Source organism: Mycolicibacterium sp. SMGY-1XX, from assembly GCF_059132455.1.
Map to the genome: position 1 here is coordinate 6,176,498 of NZ_CP101139.1, position 18,598 is coordinate 6,195,095.

Annotated in this window: 17 protein-coding genes; 4 read left to right on the plus strand and 13 right to left on the minus strand. The window is 66.9% G+C overall.

The window, feature by feature from the left end; all coding sequences use genetic code 11:
* Window positions 1-11: 11 nt before the first annotated feature.
* The 8 genes from NL241_RS29445 to NL241_RS29480 all read right to left on the minus strand — a co-directional run bounded on the left by NL241_RS29445 (window position 12) and on the right by NL241_RS29480 (window position 6,832).
* On the minus strand, window positions 12-950 hold the full coding sequence (locus NL241_RS29445) for a R2-like ligand-binding oxidase (protein ID WP_487694013.1): 939 nt from the start codon (window positions 948-950) through the stop codon (window positions 12-14).
* Window positions 943-1,635, minus strand: a complete 693-nt coding sequence (locus NL241_RS29450) for a TetR/AcrR family transcriptional regulator (RefSeq protein ID WP_494395797.1) — start codon at window positions 1,633-1,635, stop codon at window positions 943-945. The genes NL241_RS29445 and NL241_RS29450 overlap by 8 nt, the downstream gene beginning before the upstream one ends.
* 82 nt (window positions 1,636-1,717) lie before the next feature.
* Window positions 1,718-2,518 (minus strand): ABC transporter permease, encoded by an 801-nt coding sequence (locus NL241_RS29455; protein ID WP_494395798.1) that lies wholly within the window; start codon window positions 2,516-2,518, stop codon window positions 1,718-1,720.
* Window positions 2,518-3,363 carry an ABC transporter permease gene (locus NL241_RS29460; RefSeq protein WP_494395799.1) on the minus strand — a complete coding sequence of 282 codons (846 nt, stop codon included), beginning with the start codon at window positions 3,361-3,363 and terminating at the stop codon, window positions 2,518-2,520. The genes NL241_RS29455 and NL241_RS29460 overlap by 1 nt, the downstream gene beginning before the upstream one ends.
* Window positions 3,363-4,553, minus strand: coding sequence for an ABC transporter substrate-binding protein (locus tag NL241_RS29465; RefSeq protein WP_487694007.1), 1,191 nt, complete (start codon window positions 4,551-4,553; stop codon window positions 3,363-3,365). Before NL241_RS29465 ends, NL241_RS29460 begins: the two co-directional genes overlap by 1 nt.
* Complete coding sequence (locus tag NL241_RS29470; protein WP_487694006.1) at window positions 4,550-5,653, minus strand: ABC transporter ATP-binding protein; 1,104 nt, start codon at window positions 5,651-5,653, stop codon at window positions 4,550-4,552. Before NL241_RS29470 ends, NL241_RS29465 begins: the two co-directional genes overlap by 4 nt.
* 52 nt (window positions 5,654-5,705) lie before the next feature.
* Window positions 5,706-5,978, minus strand: a complete 273-nt coding sequence (locus NL241_RS29475) for a protease inhibitor I42 family protein (RefSeq protein WP_487694004.1) — start codon at window positions 5,976-5,978, stop codon at window positions 5,706-5,708.
* 38 nt (window positions 5,979-6,016) lie between these two features.
* Window positions 6,017-6,832 (minus strand): C1 family peptidase, encoded by an 816-nt coding sequence (locus NL241_RS29480; RefSeq protein WP_494395800.1) that lies wholly within the window; start codon window positions 6,830-6,832, stop codon window positions 6,017-6,019.
* 196 nt (window positions 6,833-7,028) lie between these two features.
* On the opposite strand from NL241_RS29480, the gene NL241_RS29485 reads away from it, so the two are divergent.
* Entirely contained in the window at window positions 7,029-8,750 is a 1,722-nt protein-coding gene (locus tag NL241_RS29485; protein WP_494395801.1) for a DUF6345 domain-containing protein, read from the plus strand.
* A 6-nt stretch (window positions 8,751-8,756) separates the two neighbouring features.
* Here NL241_RS29485 and NL241_RS29490 read toward each other — a convergent pair whose 3' ends face one another.
* Both NL241_RS29490 and NL241_RS29495 read right to left on the minus strand, forming a co-directional pair.
* Window positions 8,757-9,638, minus strand: coding sequence for a universal stress protein (locus NL241_RS29490; RefSeq protein WP_487694000.1), 882 nt, complete (start codon window positions 9,636-9,638; stop codon window positions 8,757-8,759).
* Window positions 9,635-11,458, minus strand: coding sequence for an amino acid permease (locus NL241_RS29495; protein WP_487693999.1), 1,824 nt, complete (start codon window positions 11,456-11,458; stop codon window positions 9,635-9,637). Before NL241_RS29495 ends, NL241_RS29490 begins: the two co-directional genes overlap by 4 nt.
* 103 nt (window positions 11,459-11,561) lie before the next feature.
* Here NL241_RS29495 and NL241_RS29500 point away from each other — a divergent pair, with 103 nt between their 5' ends.
* From NL241_RS29500 to NL241_RS29510, 3 genes are read left to right on the plus strand one after another with little or no spacing between them, the layout of a single operon-like run.
* On the plus strand, window positions 11,562-12,875 hold the full coding sequence (locus tag NL241_RS29500; RefSeq protein WP_494395802.1) for a glycosyltransferase: 1,314 nt from the start codon (window positions 11,562-11,564) through the stop codon (window positions 12,873-12,875).
* Window positions 12,847-14,025 (plus strand): glucosamine kinase, encoded by a 1,179-nt coding sequence (locus NL241_RS29505; protein ID WP_494395803.1) that lies wholly within the window; start codon window positions 12,847-12,849, stop codon window positions 14,023-14,025. Before NL241_RS29500 ends, NL241_RS29505 begins: the two co-directional genes overlap by 29 nt.
* On the plus strand, window positions 14,022-14,978 hold the full coding sequence (locus NL241_RS29510) for an SIS domain-containing protein (protein WP_494395804.1): 957 nt from the start codon (window positions 14,022-14,024) through the stop codon (window positions 14,976-14,978). The genes NL241_RS29505 and NL241_RS29510 overlap by 4 nt, the downstream gene beginning before the upstream one ends.
* A gap of 2 nt (window positions 14,979-14,980) precedes the next feature.
* On the opposite strand, the gene NL241_RS29515 is transcribed toward NL241_RS29510, so the two are convergent.
* The 3 genes from NL241_RS29515 to NL241_RS29525 are packed head-to-tail and all read right to left on the minus strand — an operon-like array spanning window position 14,981 to window position 18,590.
* The gene (locus tag NL241_RS29515; RefSeq protein ID WP_494395805.1) at window positions 14,981-17,080 is read right to left on the minus strand and encodes a xanthine dehydrogenase family protein molybdopterin-binding subunit; all 2,100 of its coding nucleotides are present in this window, start codon (window positions 17,078-17,080) and stop codon (window positions 14,981-14,983) included.
* Entirely contained in the window at window positions 17,077-18,072 is a 996-nt protein-coding gene (locus tag NL241_RS29520) for an FAD binding domain-containing protein (RefSeq protein ID WP_494395806.1), read from the minus strand. The genes NL241_RS29515 and NL241_RS29520 overlap by 4 nt, the downstream gene beginning before the upstream one ends.
* A complete protein-coding gene (locus NL241_RS29525; protein WP_494395807.1) occupies window positions 18,069-18,590 on the minus strand; it encodes a 2Fe-2S iron-sulfur cluster-binding protein in 522 nt (173 codons plus the stop codon). Before NL241_RS29525 ends, NL241_RS29520 begins: the two co-directional genes overlap by 4 nt.
* Between the last annotated feature and the right edge of the window lie 8 nt (window positions 18,591-18,598).

Genomic DNA, 18,598 nt, shown 5'->3' on the forward strand with positions numbered 1-18,598 from the left:
CTTCATTGAATTCAGGCCGACGTGGCCAAAGCCCGCCGGTCCTCGTCGGCAAAGCTGTCCTCCAACTGCAACGGCGAGGAGTCGACGTCGATCTCGGCCAGCGGCCGCCCTCGCGCGCTGCTGATGGTCCCGAACCGCCGCATCCCCTTGTCGGCGGCGTACTGCTGGAACTCCTCCATCTGCAAGCCGAACGGCACCACGTCGTAGAGCGCCCACCCGTCTTCGGTGTTCTTGAGCGCCAACGGGATCAGCTCGTTCATCCGGGCCTCGAACACCGACCAGTTGGCGTCATCGGCGGCGACGTGACGCCGGCAGGTGAACGTTCCCCAGGCCATGTGCCTGCGCTCGTCGTCACCGATGCGCCGCACCAGTTCCTGCATGCCCGGGAGAATTCCGCGGTCCACGCAGATACGTTGCCAGGCATAGTATCCCGTCAGCGCCATCATACCCTCGATGACGTGGTTGTAGGTCACCGACGCCCGCACCTGCGCGGCCGGTGACGGGTCGGTGGTCAACGCATCGAGCGAGGCCGGTAACTCGTCGTAGAACATCTGCCGATAGGCGGGCAAGTCGTCGAGGTACCCCTGCAGATCGTCGGTCATTCCGACGGCGTCGAGCCACAACCGGAACACCTGGGTGTGCTTGGCCTCCTCGAACGCGAACTGCGTCAGGTACATCTCGTCACCGAGCCGGCCTTCGGCCCGCATCGCCGCCATGAACGGCTGGATGTCCTGCGTGACGGCTTCCTCGCCGGCGATGAACTGGGCGCACAACCGCGTGGCCCAGTGCCGCTCCAGACTCGACAGTGACTCCCAGTCCTCGCGATCACGGGTGAAGTCGATGTCAGCCGGATTCCAGAACTTGGCATTGCCGCCGGCAAAGAGCTTCAGCGGCAGGCTGTCCCAGTTGAGGCCTCCCGCGGCCAGGGAATCCGAGCGAGTTCTAGACATGATGACCTCCTGCGGTCGGTACTGCGGTGGTGGGCTGAGAAGGGACGGGTGCAAAAGCCGCCGACAAGACGGCGACGAAACGGCGCACGGCCAGTGCCGGCTGATCGGGCGACAACTCATCGAGTCCGAGCACCGGGTCCAGTCCACGGACGTACGGCGCGAGCGCCAGGTGCGGCAGGATCATCAGCAGCAGCGACAACAGCATGTCCGTGTCGGCGTCGCCGCGCAGATCGCCCCGCGCCTGGGCATCACGCACCAGCGGGCGCAGCACCTCGAGATAGTGACGATGGACCACCGCGCGCACGCTGACCCGGGCGTCGGTGTCCACTTCGAAGCTGGCCGCGGCGTGCAGGGCGCGCTCGCGGGGGTTGTCGGCGAAGTAGGCGACCCAGGCGTCGAGCAGGTCGGTCAGGAACTCGAAGAAGGGGCGGCGGGCGTCGAGACGGTCGATCTGCGCTTCCATGTAGACCCGGACACGTTGGCTGGCTTGGTCAGTGACGTAGGCGTACAGATCTCGCTTGTCCGCGAAGTACTGGAACAGACTGCCCTTGGCCACACCCGCCCGGCGGGCGATCACGTTCAGACTGCCGGCCGAGAACCCGTGCGTGGCGAACTCGTCCTCGGCGGCGGCCACCACCGCACCCCGGCGGTCGCCGTCAAGGCGTGCCCATGTCACCGTTGGCATGGCGGCTCCTCACGCTCGCGGTCCACTATGACCACTGGTCATATTAGTGTGATCCAGCGCACAGTCAAGACGCGAGCCGAAGCTAGATCCGCGTTCCCGCCGGGTCACCACCGATGCGCTGGGCCAGCCACACCGGCACGATGGCGACGATCGTCAGCACCGCAGCCACCACGTTGATCACCGGAGCCTGGTTGGGACGGAACAGGTTCCCGAAGATCCAGATCGGCAAGGTCTGCACCGCCGGACCGGCGGTGAAGGTGGTCACCACGATCTCGTCGAAACTCAACGCGAACGCCAGGATGGCGCCGGCCACCAGCGCACCCCGCATCATCGGCAGCGTCACGAATCGGAAGGTCTGCCAGGACGACGCCCCGAGGTCGGCCGACGCGTCCTCGAGACTGGTGCCGAGGCGCCGCAACCGGGCCTGGGTGTTGTTGAACACGATGACGATACAGAACGTGGCATGACCGACGATGACGGTCGCCATGCCCAGGGTGATGCCCAGCGCCGAGGTGAACGTGGCATTCAAGGCGATGCCGGTGACGATACCGGGCAACGTGATGGGCAGCACCACAAGCAGGTTCACCGTCTGCTTGCCGAAGAACTCGTAGCGTTGCACCGCGAAGGCAACCATGGTGCCCAGCACCAGGGCAATGGCGGTGGCCACCAACCCGACCACCACCGAGTTGCCCAGCGACACCCACATGCCCTCGCTGTGCAAGGCGGCGCGCCACCACTGCAGCGTGAAACCCGTCGGCGGGAAGGCGAAGGTATTGGAGGCGTTGAAGGCGTTGATCACCACCAACACCAGTGGCGCATAGACGAATACCAGAACCAGAACAGTCCACACACCGGTGAACCCGCGTAGCCTCGACCCCAGCATCAAACGTTCTCCAAAGCCCCGGTGCGCCGCATGGCCAACAGGTACAACACGATCGCCAGCAACGGGATCAACGACAGCGCCGCAGCCATCGGCTGGTTGTTGGCCGTGACCAGTTGGCCATAGATGACATTGCCCAGCATCTGGGTTTTGCCGCCGACGATGGTCACCGCGATGTAGTCACCGAGCGACAGCGAGAAGGTGAAGATGGAGCCGGCCGCGATACCGGGAAACACCATCGGCGCCACCACCAACCGCAGCGTGCTCAGATCGGAGGCGCCCAGGTCGGCACTGGCGTCCACCAGCGAGTCGGGGACCCGTTGAAAGGCCGCGAACACCGGAATCACCATGTACGGCAACCACAGATACGTCAGGGTGATCACCGTGGCGGTCAACCCGTAACCCGGTGACCATCCGGTGGCCCACGACAACGGCCCCTCCGGTGACAGCAACATTCGCCACGCGTACGCCTTGACCAGGTAGCTCGCCCACAGCGGGGTGGTGACGGCCACCACCAACACGATGCGCATGGTCGGTGACGCGAATTTCGCCATGAACAGCGCCAGCGGAACCGCCAGGACCGCACACAGCACGGTCACGGCCAGTGCCACCAACAGTGTTCGCAACGCCACCGCCCTGATCACCGGGTCGGTGAGCACCCGGATCAGATTGTCCGTGGTGAAGGTCCGCACCACCGCACCGGTGAAGCTGTTGGTTCCCCAGAATGCCGAAACCAACAGCACCGCAAGTGATCCCAGGTAGGCGATGACCAACCACGCCAGCGGCGGAATCAACAGGAACGCCAGCGCCGCCCTCTCCCGCACGCGCGGCGACAGCGCCGAGTGCATCAGCCCTTGATCTCCTGCCACTTGGTGACCCACTGGTCGTAACTGGTGCAGTTGTCACCACTGCCGTCCACACACTTGGTCTGCGGCGTTGTCCAGTAATGGATCTGGGCGGCGTAGTCACCGTCGGTGGCGTGGTAGGTGGCGCAGTGCTGCTTGTCGGCGGTCAGGTCACACGATTTGGTCTGTGCCGGTGCCTCACCGAAGTATTCGGCCACCTGGGCGTTGGCCTCGGGCGAGATGATGTAGTCCATCCACTTGTACATGCAGTTGGGATGGGCGGCCTTCGCCGACAGCATCCACGTGTCCGACCAACCGGTGGAGCCCTCCTTGGGCAGCACGGTGCCGATCTTGACCTTGCCGTCGGCCTCGATGGTATTGGCGATCACCTGCCAGCTGGTGCCGATCACGGTGCTGCCGGACTCGAAGGCCTGCACCTCTTTGGTGTAGTCCGACCAGTATTCGCCGATGTTCTCCTTCTGCTGCTTGAGCAGATCGGCCGCGGCCTCGAGCTGTTCGCTGGTCAGCGAGTACGGGTCATTGATCCCCAGCTCGGGTTTGGTCTTCGACAGGAACAGCGCGGCATCGGCGATGTAGATGGGCGAATCGTAGGCGGTGACCTTGCCCTTGAACTCAGGTGCCCCCGGGAACACCGCGCCCCAGGAATCCGGGGCAGGTGTCACGGCATCGGCGTTGTACATCAACAGGTTTGCGCCCCACCCGTGCGGAACGCCGTACATCTGGCCGTCAACCGAGTTCCACGGTTTGTCCTTGAGGAAATCGACGACGGTGGCGTAGTTGGGTGTCAGGTCGGTGTTCACCGGCGCCACGTCGCCCGCGTAGATCAGCCGCAGCGTCGCATCCCCGGACGCCGAGACCCCGTCGTACTGACCGCTGCGCATCAGCTGCACCATCTCGTCGGAGGTGTTGCCGATCTTGATGTTGACGTTGCAGCCGGTCTGCTGCTCGAACGGTGTCACCCAGTCCACCGCCGGGTCATTGGAGCCGTCCTCGGCGTAGCCGGGCCAGGCGATCAGGTTCAGCTCGCCCTCCCCGTCGCCCACCTCGGTGGCGGCCTCGATCTCCGGCGGACCCTCCGACGTGCCGCCCGAGTCGCTCGAACTCGAACACCCGGCCAGCAGCAGCGCTCCCGCCGCCAGCGCAACGCCCAGGCGGCGATAGGTGATTCTCATGGCGACTCCTTTGTTGGGTCCGAGGTGAGATCCAGAACCGCCGTGTCCGGCCAGGCCAAGACGACGGGGGTGCCGTGGGTGAGGGCGGTGGACGCTTCCGCCGACAGCAGTGTCGCGGTGAGCCGGGCGTCTTCGGACAGGCCGGTGACCGTGGCCGCGATCCGCGTGATGGGCCCGGCATAGACCACCTCGGCCACCTCGGCGGTGACGGTGCGCTGCCCGGCGGGCACCGGCGCCTCGGGACTGAGCACCGCGATGCGTTCCGGGCGGATGGCGTGCGTCCCCCGCTTCCCGATGACCGCTTCTGCCGCAGCGCCGTCCAGAACATTCGAGGTACCGACGAAATCGGCCACGAACCGGTTGGCGGGGTTGTCGTAGACCTCGCGGGCGGGTCCGATCTGTTCGATCCGGCCGTTGTTCAATACCACCAGCCGGTCGCACAGCGTCAGCGCCTCGTCCTGGTCATGCGTCACGATCACGAAGGTGATGCCGACCTCGCGCTGAATCGCTTTGAGCTCGACTTGCATCTGTTCGCGCAGCTTGAGATCGAGCGCACCCAGCGGTTCGTCCAGCAGCAGGACCCGGGGCCGTCCGACGAGGGCGCGGGCCAGCGCGACGCGTTGCTGTTGACCGCCGGACAATTCCGCCGGCTTACGGGCCGCGAACCCCGCCAACTGCACCATCTCGAGGGCCTCGCCGGCACGACGCCGACGTTCCGGCTTCGCGACACCGCGGACGCGCAAACCGTATTCCACGTTCTGCGCGACGGTCATGTGGGGGAACAGCGCGTACTGCTGGAACACGGTGTTGGTGTCGCGCTGGGCGGGCGGGAGCGCGGTGACGTCCCTGCCGCCCAGCTTGACGGTGCCTGCGGTGGGCTGTTCGAATCCCGCGATCAGCCGCAGCAGCGTGGTCTTGCCCGAGCCGGACGGCCCCAGGATCGCGAACAGCTCACCGTCGGCGACCGCGAGATCGGCGCCCTCGACGGCCACCACCTTGTCCCCGAACTCCTTGCGGACGCCGATCAGTTCGATCTGCGGGACAGCCGGGGCATGGCTCGGCCCCGCACCCTGCTGTGACACGGCCGTACCGGATGGCATGGAGGCATACTAAGAACTCCATTGCGTTGCCGCAGGATTAGCGCGATTCCCGTCAGGCGGCGGTGATCACCACGGCGAACCGCTGAACCACCCCGTCGTCGCCCTCCCAGGGCCTCCAGCACTTGAAACCCAGGGTCACCGACCCGGCACCACGAACCAGCACGCGGAACACCGCCACTCCGGACGCCCCGACCACCGACGGTGGATAGTCGGCCGAGGTGTCGAGGAGCTCGACGACAGCGGCGTCGACGTCCTCTGCGGCCCAGCGGTATCCGGTGGTGGCGTTCTCGGCCAGCCGGACCTCGACGGTGTCACCGACGCGCACGGTGACCCTGGTGCCGTTGTCGTGGTCGGTCAGCGTGATCAGAGTGTCACCCCGTAGCTCTCGTTGAAGAAGGCATCCCTGATGTAGTTCTCACTGGCGTAGGCGAATCCATCATCACCCCAGCCGGTGCCCCAGCTGTTGCGAATGATGAATCGCTCGTCGTCGGTGTAGCCCACCACAGCCACCGCATGTCCACCGCGGGTGGTCCCCGGCTTGAAGACGTCGAGCTTTCCACCGGTGTCGGTGGCCTTGCCCCAGGTCGAATCGACGTTGAGTCCCACCAGGATCGGGCCGCGCTGCACCAGCCAGGATCGCCAGTTGTCCAGTTCGAGACCGAGGTTGAAATAGGACGCCACCTTGTACCGCGCGGCAGCCGCATAGAAGGCGTTCTCGTTACCGATGTACATCGCGGTGTCGATCTTGAAGGGCAGCAGTGACTCCGGGACCGCCCCGTAATTGCGTAACACGTCGACCGCCGACTTGAGCGTGGTACCCGCACCCTCGATCATGGTCTGGGGTCGGCTGGTGAACACGTCGGTCTCCTTGCAGGCCATCCAGACGAACCGCGGTGAGAGTTTGGTGTCCTCCGGCAGTCTGCCGGCGGCGCCGAAAACACCGCGGGCCACACCGTCGGCCGTGGCCCAGCCCACGCATGACCCGGTGGCGCCCTGATCCCCGATGGTCCACCAGGGCTCACGCAGATCGAGACTCGACGGGTTCGCCCGTACCGCACCGAACGCCCCGGCCTCGACGGCATCGGTGAAACGCCAGTCGGTCCTCGTGCTCGCCTCCGGTGTCGGCACCAGATTGCAGATACGGCTCTGTTCGGCACGCTTGTTGGTTGTTTTCGCCATGATCGGGCCCCCTGTAGGAACAGTGGACGCGCGGAATTGCGCATCCGTGAAAATGGTGGCCGGACCGCCGGGGCCGAGCACGAGTAGCGCGGTACTCTATTCGCCCCGTCCAGCGGCGGGGACCATCGCGGGCAGGCGAAATTCCCTCGCCGGCGCCCACTCCTGCTGTGGCGTCTCACTTTTCGAAGGAGTTCAGATGTCCACAACAAAGACAGCGGTACCCAAGCGCAGCACCGACACCACCAACGTCGTCGCCGCCCCGGTGCCCGAGACCCATCTGGTGCTGGGCACCGGCGTCGGGGAGGATCCGCACGACAGTCCGGCGTCGCGGGACGGCAAGACCAATGGCAAGACCAATGGACAGCGGGCCGGCGCCAACGCCTACGGCTTCTTCTCCATCGAGACCTTCGCCAACTCCAGTCCACTGACCTACACCCACGACGATGCGCAAGGGTTCTACGACTACGTGGCCGGGTTCACCGCGCCCAACTTCTGGTACCGCGACGGCAATGTGGCCAACTGGGCTTACTACGAAGAGTTCGACAACTGGCAGGACACCTACGGAGCCGATGCCGTCAACGTGATGTACCACTCCGGCCACGGCGGCCGCCTGGCCGACGGCCGGGTGTGGTTCCCGATGGGTGCCAGTTGGTCGGATCAGGGCAGCGACGCCTGGTCTGACCAGATGCGCTTGGGCAACGAACGAGCCAACTACCTGTTCTGGTCGACGTGTTTGGCCTGCCCGGTCTACGCGCCGCTGAATCCGCTCAGCGCTTGGGGCAACTCGAATCTCGGCTTCCGGATGCTGTTCGGGTTCGAGACCATCAGCTACGACAACCCGAACTACGGTAGGTACTTCTTCGAGGAGTGGAACAAGGGCAAGTCGTTCAGCACGGCGTGGATGGATGCCAGCTGGCGGATCTCGACCGGCCAGGTGCCGTCGGTCGTCGCGGTGGGGGCCAACCAGGCCGAAGCTGCCGACCGTCTGTACAACGAGCGGTCTTTCGCGTGGCAGCATGCGAGCCGGGACTGGTGGGAGTGGCGCTGGTACAACGCCGCTCGGATGGCCCCGTCGAACATGGCGACGCGCGAGAAACTGACCGCCATCCCGGACGATCTCTCGGTGGCCCAGCTGCGACCGATTCAGATCGGCGAGAACGTGTTGCGTTCTGAGGTGAACCGGTACGGGTTACCGCTGACCGTGCCGCGCGAGATCACGGTGTCCCGCACCGGCGCCTACCGCGTGGTGCAGGACAACGCCGGTGTGGCATTCGGTGCGGACGGCTCGGTGGAGGCGCAACTCGCCGCATCCAATTACCGCAATCACAACCAGCTTTCGCTCGATCAGGTGGCCGCCATCGCCCAGGAAGCGGTGAGCCTGTACGGGTTGAACCGCGACGCGCAGCTGGTGTTCGACAGCGTGCGATACGCGATGGAAGCCGGTGGCAGCGCTCAGGGCGGCGGAGAGCTGCTGGACCCGTTCGTCACCGAGACGACGGTTCAGTTCAAGCAGCTCATCAACGGCCTGCCCGTCGTCACCCCCGGTGCCGGCGAAGTACGGGTGTCGGTGGACAACGACGGGACGGTCACACGCGTGGCGGACTCGACGCGCACCGTGGACCGGCTGACCCGGGGCAACGCCCAACCCACACCCGCGCCCGACGGCACCGAGGTGTCCGCACGCGCTTCGGCCGACAGTGCAGAAGCACGCCTCGGCGCCTCGTGGGCCAGGCACCTGTCGCGGTGGGCGCTGCGGGGTCAGATGCCGGTGGGGTACTCCGTGGTGCCCGCCACCACCGAGATCGGTTACGCCGTGGCCGGCGATCAGGCCACGCTGGTGGCCTCCCGCGATATCGAGGTCGACTTCGGCAACGGTCTGTACAAGCGCTACCGGGTGGAAGCGCCGATCACGGGCTAGGTCCACTCACTGCCGCCGCGGCACGATCATCGTCGGTACCGGCGCATGCCGGAGGATTCGTGCCGCGGCGGAACCCAGGAACACCTGGGCGGCCGGCCCCGCCGCACCGGAACCCAACAGCAGGAGGTCGCCGGGCTTCCACTGCAGGGAGTCCACCGCCTCACGCCACGTCGGCCCGGCCCCGATCACCACTTCGGCGTCCAGAGTGTCGATCCCCGAGCGGATCTCCTGCATCTGCTTGGCGATCCCCTCCTGGGTCCGGCGCGCCCATGCGTCGACCACAAGATCTTCGGCGGCCGGCTCGATGCCGCCGCGGAACATCCGCGGTGGGCGCACGGTGAAGGAGGCGATCCGCAGGCGCGCCGACCACCGCTGGGCCAGTTCCGCGCTGGTGGCCACCAACCCCACCGCGTCGGCCTGCCCGCCGTAGGCCACCGTCAGCCGATTGATCTGACCCGAATGTGCCGGATATCCGCGCGGCGCGATCGCCACCGGTACCGCGGCGGTGTGAACCAGTCGATCGGTCACACTGCCCAGGGCGACCCGGCCGAGCAGTCCAGACGATGACGACCCGACGACGACGAGCTCCGCGTTCATCTCAGCGGCGAGTTCGGTCAGACCCGCCGGAATGGAGGAGGCTTGATGCACCAGCTGCCACACGTCCAAGCCGCGGGGCATCTGCTCCGCCATCTGTGTCAGTGCGTCCTTGGCCTGGGCGGCAATGTAATTCAGATATTCGTTCTCGACGGCACCCGCCTTGGGTGGCCACGGCCGCTCGACGATGGCGACGGCCACGATCCTGGCTCCGGTGCACCGTGACACCTGCGCCGCCAGATACAGCGGCGCCATCCCCTGTCGGCTCGCGCTAAACCCCGCGATGATGGTCATCGCGGGACCTGATTGACCTCAACCGATCTCGCCACCACGTGGGTGACGGGCAACTTGAACTGGGCACGGGCGCGGTCCACGACGTCGAAGCGCTGCCAGATCGATGACTCCGGCGGCAGGGTCGAGATGACGATCTGGTCCGGGCCGAACCTCCCGACCGCGTGTTCCAGTGCCCGCAGGGGGCGTTCATCACCGAGTTCGCCGTCGGCGTCCAGGTTTTGACCGCGCAGTGCAGACAGGGTGGTGTCGAGCCGCGCCTGCGCCGCCTCCTGCGTGGCTTCGGAGACATCGCGCGGTCCGTGCGTGGCCGCGGCACCGGTGTCGACGGGGCTGGCGGGCACCACCACGAGATACCGGGTCTCCCGGTCGGCCCCGATGCGCTCCAGTTCCTCGAGCAGCTCCGCGGAATCGACGGTGTGATTGGCCAGCACGAGTACCCGGTGTGGCGTCACGGTCGACACCTCGTCCGTCACTGCCGGGCGCCGCTTCACGAACCACTTGTTCGCGGCGAACAACACGATCACCACTGCCCAGGACAGCAGGCTCAGCACCAACTGGGAGCGCAGCGCCGGATCGATGAACATCTGCACCAGAATGGCGACGATTGCCACCGCGGTGAGGATGGAAAGCACAGGGAACAACCACATTTTCACCCGCAGCTCCGAATCCGGAGTCCGGTAGCGCAGCACTATCTGCGACAGGGCGATCAGCAGGTACACGAACAGGATGATCGCGCCGCTCGAATTCAGCAGGAACGCAAAGATCGTGTCCGGTGACACCGCCGCGGCGATCACGCAGAGGAACCCGACCACCGACGACGCCAGGATCGCGTTCATCGGCACCCCTCGCCTGGTGACCCGCACCAGCGCGGACGGCGCCTCCCGTCGAGCGGCCAGCACGAAGAGCATCCGGGAAGCGGTGTACATGCCGGAGTTCAGGCAGCTCAGCACCGCGGTCAGCACCACGGCGTTCATCACGTGGTCGGCGTACGGGATGCCCATCTCGGTGAACGCCGCGACGAACGGTGAGGCCGCCATCCCCGCGTCGTTCCACGGCAGGATCGTCACCAGCAGCAGCACCGCCCCGACGTAGAAGACCAGGATGCGCACGATCACCGAGTTGGCGGCTTTGGCGACCGCCCGTTCCGGATCGGCGGATTCCGCAGCCGCGATGGTCGCGATCTCGGCACCCACCATGGAGAAGATGACCGTCACGATGCCGACGGTGATCACCCCGAAACCCAACGGCATGAATCCACCGTTGTCCGTGAGATTCGAGAAATCAGCCGACTTTCCGGGCCACAGCCCGAAGACGAACGCGGCACCCAGAGCGATGAACGCGATGATCGCGGCCACCTTGATACCGGCGAACCAGAACTCGAATTCACCGTAGGAGGCCACCGAGAACAGATTGGTGGCCGTCATCAGCACCATGAAGATCAGTGCAGACAGCCACAGCGGCACGTCGATCCAGTACTGCACGATCTTGGCACCGGCGATCGCTTCGAAGCCGACCACGATCACCCAGAAGTACCAGTACAACCAGCCGACGGAGAAGCCGGCCCAGTCGCCCATGGCGTTGCGCGAATAGTCCGCGAACGACCCGGTGGACGGGTTCGCGACCGCCATTTCCGCGAGCATGCGCATCACCATGATGATCAACACGCCGGCCAGACCGTAGGTGATGAAGGCGCCGGGACCGGTATCGCCGATCACCACCCCCGAGCCGACGAACAGCCCCGCGCCGATGACACCCCCGATGGCGATCATGGTGAGCTGTCTCTGCGAGAGCGCCTTCTTGAGAGTGGGTGCTGCGCTCATGAGATCCCCCAACCGCTACTGGACGCTGAACCAACCTGGGGTACCCGAATGTGATGCAGCTCACTCCCCCTGCGAGCTGGTCTGCCGCCGGTATCTTCGTGACATGCCGACACCGCTGACGATCATGTTCTGGCCCGAGTCGGCCTACGGGCCGACCAATCAATGCATCGGACTGGCCGCGATCCTGCGCGACCGCGGGCACACCATCGTCTTCGCCGCCGAGAGTTCCTGGGCCGGCAAACTCGCACCGTTCGGTTTCATCGAGGAACTCGTCGATCTGGCCGAACCCGATCCCGAGGCGAACGAGCAGGACGCGGGCAAGTTCTGGACCGACTTCATCGCCGAAACCGCGCCGGAGTTCCGCAAACCCACGATCGAGCAGCTCGAGTCGTTCATCCAGCCGACCTATCAGGCGTTGATCGACGGCGCGAAGTACAGCGAGCCCCGATTGCGTCAGATCATCGCCACTCACCGCCCGGACGTGATCGTCGAAGACAACGTGGTGCTGTTCCCCGCACTGGTCACCGCGGGGGCGCCCTTCGTGCGGATCGTCTCCTGCAGCCCGCTGGAAATCCCCGGCCCTGAAGTGCCTCCGCCGTTCTCGGGTCTGCCGAGCGCTGACCGCACCGACTGGGACCACTACCGCGCCGAGTTCGCCCGAACCCACCGCGCCATGTGGTCCGATTTCGACGCCTGGGTGCAGGCCCAGGGCGCCCCCGCGTTGCCGGAGCTGGAGTTCATGCCCCGCGCCAATGCGGCCAATCTGTACGTCTACCCCGCCGAAGCCGACTACACCGATGTCCGTCCGCTCGACGGCACCTGGACCCGGATGGACTCCAGCGTGCGGGAAACCGATGACGACTACCCACTGCCGGAAACGGTGACAGGCCGGCCCGCCGACAGCGGTCTCATCTACCTGTCGCTCGGCTCGCTCGGGGGCGCCGACGTGGCGCTGATGCAACGATTGGTCGACGTGCTCGGTACCACCCGACACCGTTACATCGTCAGTATGGGGCCGCAGGCCGACCGGATCACGCTGGCCGACAACATGGTCGGCGCACAGATGCTCCCGCAGACCACGGTCATTCCCCAGGTCGATCTGGTGATCTCCCACGGCGGCAACAACACCGTCACCGAGACCGTGCACTTCGGGAAACCGCTGATCGTACTGCCGCTGTTCTGGGATCAGTACGAAAACGCCCAGCGCATAGCCGAACTCGGCTTCGGCATCCGGCTCGACACCTACGCCTTCGCCGATCATGAACTGACCGCGGCGGTGGACCGCCTCCTCGCCGACACCGCGCTGCGGCAGCGGATGGACGGAATCGGCGCCGCGGTGCGCCGGCGCAACGGGCTGCGAGTGGGCGCCGACGTGATCGAAGAGGTCGGTGTCCAGCACCGGGCGTCGGTTGCCTGATTTCCTCGACGCCCTCGACCTGGGCGGCGGCAGGCGGCTCGTCATCGTGCCCGACGGCGACGGACTGGCCGCGCTCCCCCACATCGGCGACGTCCGCGCCCGACCCGGCGACGGTGCGGCCGAGGCGCTCCTGACAGTCCTGGCACGCGGATCAAAAGACCAGGGCCGCTTCACCATTCACTCGTGGAGCACCCGTACCGCCACCGGTGAGCGGACCATCGGCGTCGACCAGACCAACGAATCGGTGATCGTCGGCGCCACCGCGGTGGTCAAGTGGGCCACCCATCTCGAAGCCGGTCCGCACCCGGCGCCGCACCGGATCACCACGCTGCGCGAAGCCGGATTCACCGGCATGCCGACACCGTGGGGGCTGATCACCTGGCGCTCACCAGACGGTGACGAGACCCTGGTGGCCAGCGTGGACGAGTACCTGCCCGGTGCCGTCGACGGCTGGACCTGGGCGGTGGAGCTGATCACCCGGGCCGTCCTCGCGCGTGATCCCGGCCCTGTCGTCGAGGCAGCCACCGCGGTGGGAATTCTGGTGGCCGACCTGCACACCGCACTGGCGAGCACCACCACCACCGCCGCGCCGGAGGACGCTCAACGTTGGCATGAGGACGCGATGGGCACCCTCGACATCGCCTGCGCCAGCGGCGACTCCGCGAGTATCACCACCGCCCGTACCCGCCGCCACGAGATCGCGACCATCCTCGGCGCGGTGGGCACGCTGGGCGGTACACCGGTGCTCGACGGTCACGGTGATCTGCATGTCGGCCAGGTGTTGCGCAGCGGCCACCGGTTCGTGGTGACCGATTTCGACGGCAACCCGGTGCTCCCGGCACGGCAGCGGATGCTGCCGATTCCCGCAGCCCTCGATGTCGCGGGCATGACCCAATCACTGGCCCACGCCGCCGTCGTCGCCCGCAAGTACACCGACCTGGACGCCGACATACTCGCCGAGGTGGACGCCGCCGCACGCGCGGCGTTCCTCGGTGGCTACGCCGGAGAACTCGACCACACCGTCTTGCGCGCCTTCCGCCTGCAGCAGGTGCTGCGCGAGATCATCTACGCCGCCCGGCATCTGCCGCGGTGGATGTACGTCCCCGATGCGGCACTGCCCGCACTTCTCGATGAAAGGTCACCGCTGTGAAACCCGAAGGCTTCCTGGCCGACGTGCAGCGCAAGCCGGAGGTCCTGGGTCGGCTCGCTGAGACTCTGGCCGCCGAAAATCCCTGGGCCGCTGTCGTTTCGCCGGATGTCGAGCGGGTTGTCCTGCTCGGAATGGGCTCGTCGGCCTACGCCGGCGGGGTGGCCGCGGCGAGGATGCGCGCCCGCGGGCTCATCGTCACATCGGAGCTGGCGTCGTCCTCACTGCTGCCCGACTGGGGTCTCGGCACTCTGGTGGTGGCCACCTCGGCCAGCGGCGGCTCCGTCGAAACCCTCGACGCCCTGGACCGGTTGCGCCGGCAGGTGCCCACCGTGGCGCTGACCAACACCGCCGACTCCCCGATCACCGAAGCCTGCGATGCCACCGTGGCACTGCACGCGGAACCGGAGGTCGGCGGTGTCGCCTGCCGCAGTTATCAGCACACGCTGGCGCTGCTGATAGCGCTCGAATGCCACCTCACCGGCAGGGACACCCCGACTGACACCATCACCAGGTCGGCCGAAGCCACCCAACACCTCCTCGACACCGAAAGCACTTGGCAGCCGGAGCTTTCGGGACTCCTGCTGGGGCCGGATGGAACCCACTTGGCTGCGCCCGCACAGCGGCTCTGTTCTGCGCAGCAGGGGTCGCTGATGGTGCGAGAAGGCCCGCGGCTTCCGGCGGTGGGATGTGAGACCGGCGACTGGAGCCACGTCGACGTCTACCTGACCAAGACCACCGACTACCGGCTGCTGGTCTTCGCCGGCTCGGCCTGGGAGAACCAACTGGCGGAGTGGACCACCGCCCGCGGCAGCACCGTCGTCGGTGTCGGCGGTGAGGTGGCCGGCGCAGGGTACGGGTTGCGGTATCCGGGTGACACCGACGACGACGTCCGCCTGCTCACCGAGGTGGTGGTCCCGGAGTTGCTCGCCGCCCGCGCCTGGCAGAGGCAGTGACCTCAGCGCCAGCCGGCCAACACCTTGTCCAGGGTGACGGGCAGATCACGCACCCGCACGCCGGTCGCGTTGTAGACGGCGTTGGCCACCGCGGCGGCGGCGCCCACTATCCCGATCTCACCGGCTCCCCGCGACCCCATCACGTTGAAGTGCTCGTCCGGCGTGTTCAGCCAGATGGCGTCGACGTCCTCGACATCGGCGTGTGAGCTGATGTGGTAGGTCGCCAGATCCTGGGTGACCACATGGCCGAAACGCGTGTCGCGGACGCTTTCCTCATGCAACGCCATCGACAGGCCCATGGTCATACCGCCGATGAGTTGCGACCGCAGTGTGCGGCCGTTGATGGCCCGCCCCACGTCGAACACCCCGAGCATCCGGGGTACGCGGATCTCGCCGGTGTCGCGATGCACCCGAACCTCGACGAATTGGGCTCCGAAGGACTGCACGGTGAAGTCGTCGGACTCGGGACCCGATGATTCCGCCATCGTCGTCGCGCCGACGGCCGGGGGATCGCCGTGGTCGCGCCGGAACTGCTCGGCCGCCGTGACGATCGCGGTGCCCCACGACGTCATGCCGGACGACCCGCCCGCCACCGACGCCGGTGGCAGATCGGTATCACCGATCTGCAGGTCGACGGCGTCCACACCGCAGCCCAGTGCGTCGGCGGCGATCTGCGTCAGCGTCGTCCAGGTTCCGGTGCCGATATCGGCGGCGCCGATGGCGACCGCGTAACGCCCCTCGGCCGCGTAGGTGATGCGGGCGGCGTTGCCGGGCATGGCCATTCCGGGATACGTGGACGACGCCACTCCCATCCCGATGAACCAATCCTGGGACATCTGCTGTCCCGGAGTGGGGTTACGCGTTTCCCAGCCGAACCGTTCGGCCCCCAGCCGTAGACACTCCACCAGGTGGCGACCGGACCACGATTTACCCGTTTCCGGGTCGACCTCGGGTTCGTTGCGGATCCGGAGCTCGACCGGGTCGATGCCGCAGACCACCGCCAGTTCGTCCATCGCGGCCTCGGCGGCGTAGGTGCCCGGGCACTCCCCCGGCGCACGCATCCAGAACGGGATCGCCACATCGAGTTTGGCCAGCCGGTGCGACGTCCGCCGGTTCGGTGAGGCGTACATCTTGCGCGAGGTCACCGCGGTCTGCTCGGCGAATTCCTTGGCCGCTGAGGTCTGTTCCACCACGTCGTGCACCAGCGCGGTCAGCCGGCCGTCGCCACCGGCACCGAGCCGCAGACGCTGGATGGTCTGGGTGCGGTACCCCACCAGTGAGAACATCTGTTGCCGGGTCAGTGCCAGCTTGACGGGGCGCCCGCCGGCCCGCTGGGCGGCCAGCAACACCAGGACATCATGGGCGTGCGGCGCCCCCTTCGAACCGAAACCGCCACCCACGTGCGGGGCCACCACCCGCAGCTGTTCGGGTTCCACACCGAAGATGGGCGCCAACGTCTTTCGCACCACGTGCACGCCCTGGGTGGAGTCGTACATGGTGATCGACGGCTGCCCGCCCCGGGTGGACCACTGCGCGATGCAGGCGTGCGGTTCCATCGGGTTGTTGTGCTCGATGGGGGTCGTATAGGTCTGGTCCACCACGAACTCGGCAGCGGCCAGCGCGGCCTCGACATCGCCGTCGTCAGTGTCCGGATCGTAGGACGGATTCACCGATTCCGGTGTGTACAGACCCGGGTGATCCGGGGTCAGTTCGGCGTCGTGAGCCTCCTGCTCATACTCCGGCTCCACCAGACCCGCAGCGTGACGGGCGATTTCGGCTGTCTCCGCCACCACGCCGCCGATCAACTGGCCGCGGAAATGCACGCGCTGATCCTGGAGTATCGCCAGTTCGCCGTCGGAGTCATCGGCCAGTTCGGGTGCGTCGAACACGGTCAGGACATCGAGCACACCGTCCACCGCGCGCGCTTGGGCGGTGTCCATCGCGATCACCCGGCCACGGGCGATGGTCGACTGGATGGGGTGCAGATAAGCCGGGTTGTCGACGGCCTGTTCGAAGGCGTACGGCGCGGTGCCGGTGACCTTGGCGCGACCGTCCAGGCGGGCGACCGGCTGGCCGATCGAGCGGGGTTCGAGCATCGTCATGAGCGCTGTCTCCCACTGAGTGCACGCAGTTCGGCGATCAGGGTGCGGCGGGTCAGGTCGACCTTGAACTCGTTGCCGGGCAGCGGTTCGGCCGCCGCCAACTCGGCATCGGCAGCCGCGCGGAAGGTCTCCTCGGTGGCCGGTGCACCCGTCAGCAAACCCTCGGCTTTGCGGGCCCGCCAGGGTTTGTGGGCCACCCCGCCGAAAGCGATTCTGGCGGAGCGGATGTCGCCGGAGGGCGTCACCACGAGTTCGGCCGCCACCGAGACCAGAGCGAACGCGTACGACGCGCGGTCGCGCACCTTGCGATAGTTCGACACCGCGCCCTCGGGTGGTGCGGGCAGCTCGACGGCTGTGATGAGTTCGCCGTGGCGCAACACCGTGTCCCGTTCCGGCTCCTCGCCCGGCAGCCGGTGGAACTCTTCGACCGGCACACGCCGTTCACCGTTGTCACCCTGGATCACCACCTCGGCGTCCAGCGCGGCCATGGCCACCGCCATATCGGAGGGATGGACGGCTACACACTGCGGGGACGTACCCAGGATGGCGTGGTAACGGAGGTACCCGCCGATCGCCGAGCAGCCGCTGCCGGGTTCACGTTTGTTGCACGGGGTGGTGACGTCCTGGAAGTACACGCAGCGGGTGCGCTGCAGCAGGTTGCCCGCGGTGGTGGCCGCGTTGCGCAACTGTCCCGAGGCTCCGGACAGCAACGCCCGGGTCAGCACGGGGTAGCGGGACCGGATCACCGGATCCGCGGCGAGATCGCTGTTGCGGACGGTGGCGCCGATGCGCACACCGCCCTCCGGCAGCGCCGTGGTCTCACTGAGGTCGAGCCGGCTGACGTCCACCAGCAGCCCGGGATTGGCGACACCGAGTTTCATGTGGTCGACGAGGTTGGTGCCGCCGGCCAGGTAGGCGGCGTCCGGCCGACGTGCCAGGGTGGCGACGGCGTCAGCGGGGCTGGCCGCGAGGTGGTATTCGAACGGTCTCATCGGGTGGCCGCTTCCTCGATGGCGGCGACGATGTTCGGATACGCCGCGCAACGACACAGATTGCCGCTCATCCGTTCCCGGATCTCCTCGCGGGTGAGCTCGGCGACGTGCTCCAGGTCGTCGGTGACAAAGCTCGGGGCTCCGGCCTTGGCCTCGTCGAGCATGCCGACCGCCGAACAGATCTGTCCCGGCGTGCAGTACCCGCATTGGAAGGCGTCTTCGTCGTAGAACGCCTGGGCCACGGGGTGCAACTCCTCGCCGGAACCCAGGCCCCCGGCGGTGGTGACCTGACTGCCCTGCGCGGCGACCGCGAACGACAGGCAGCTGACCACCCGGCGGCCGTCGACCAGGACGGTGCACGAACCGCACTGGCCGTGGTCACAACCCTTCTTCGCGGTGCGTACGCCCAGGTGTTCACGGAGGGCGTCCAGCAGGGTGACGCGGTTGTCGACCCGCAGCTCGTGGCGCTGGCCGTCGACCTCCAGCGTCACGTCAGTACAGGGATTGGGCGCAGACATGTGCGCCG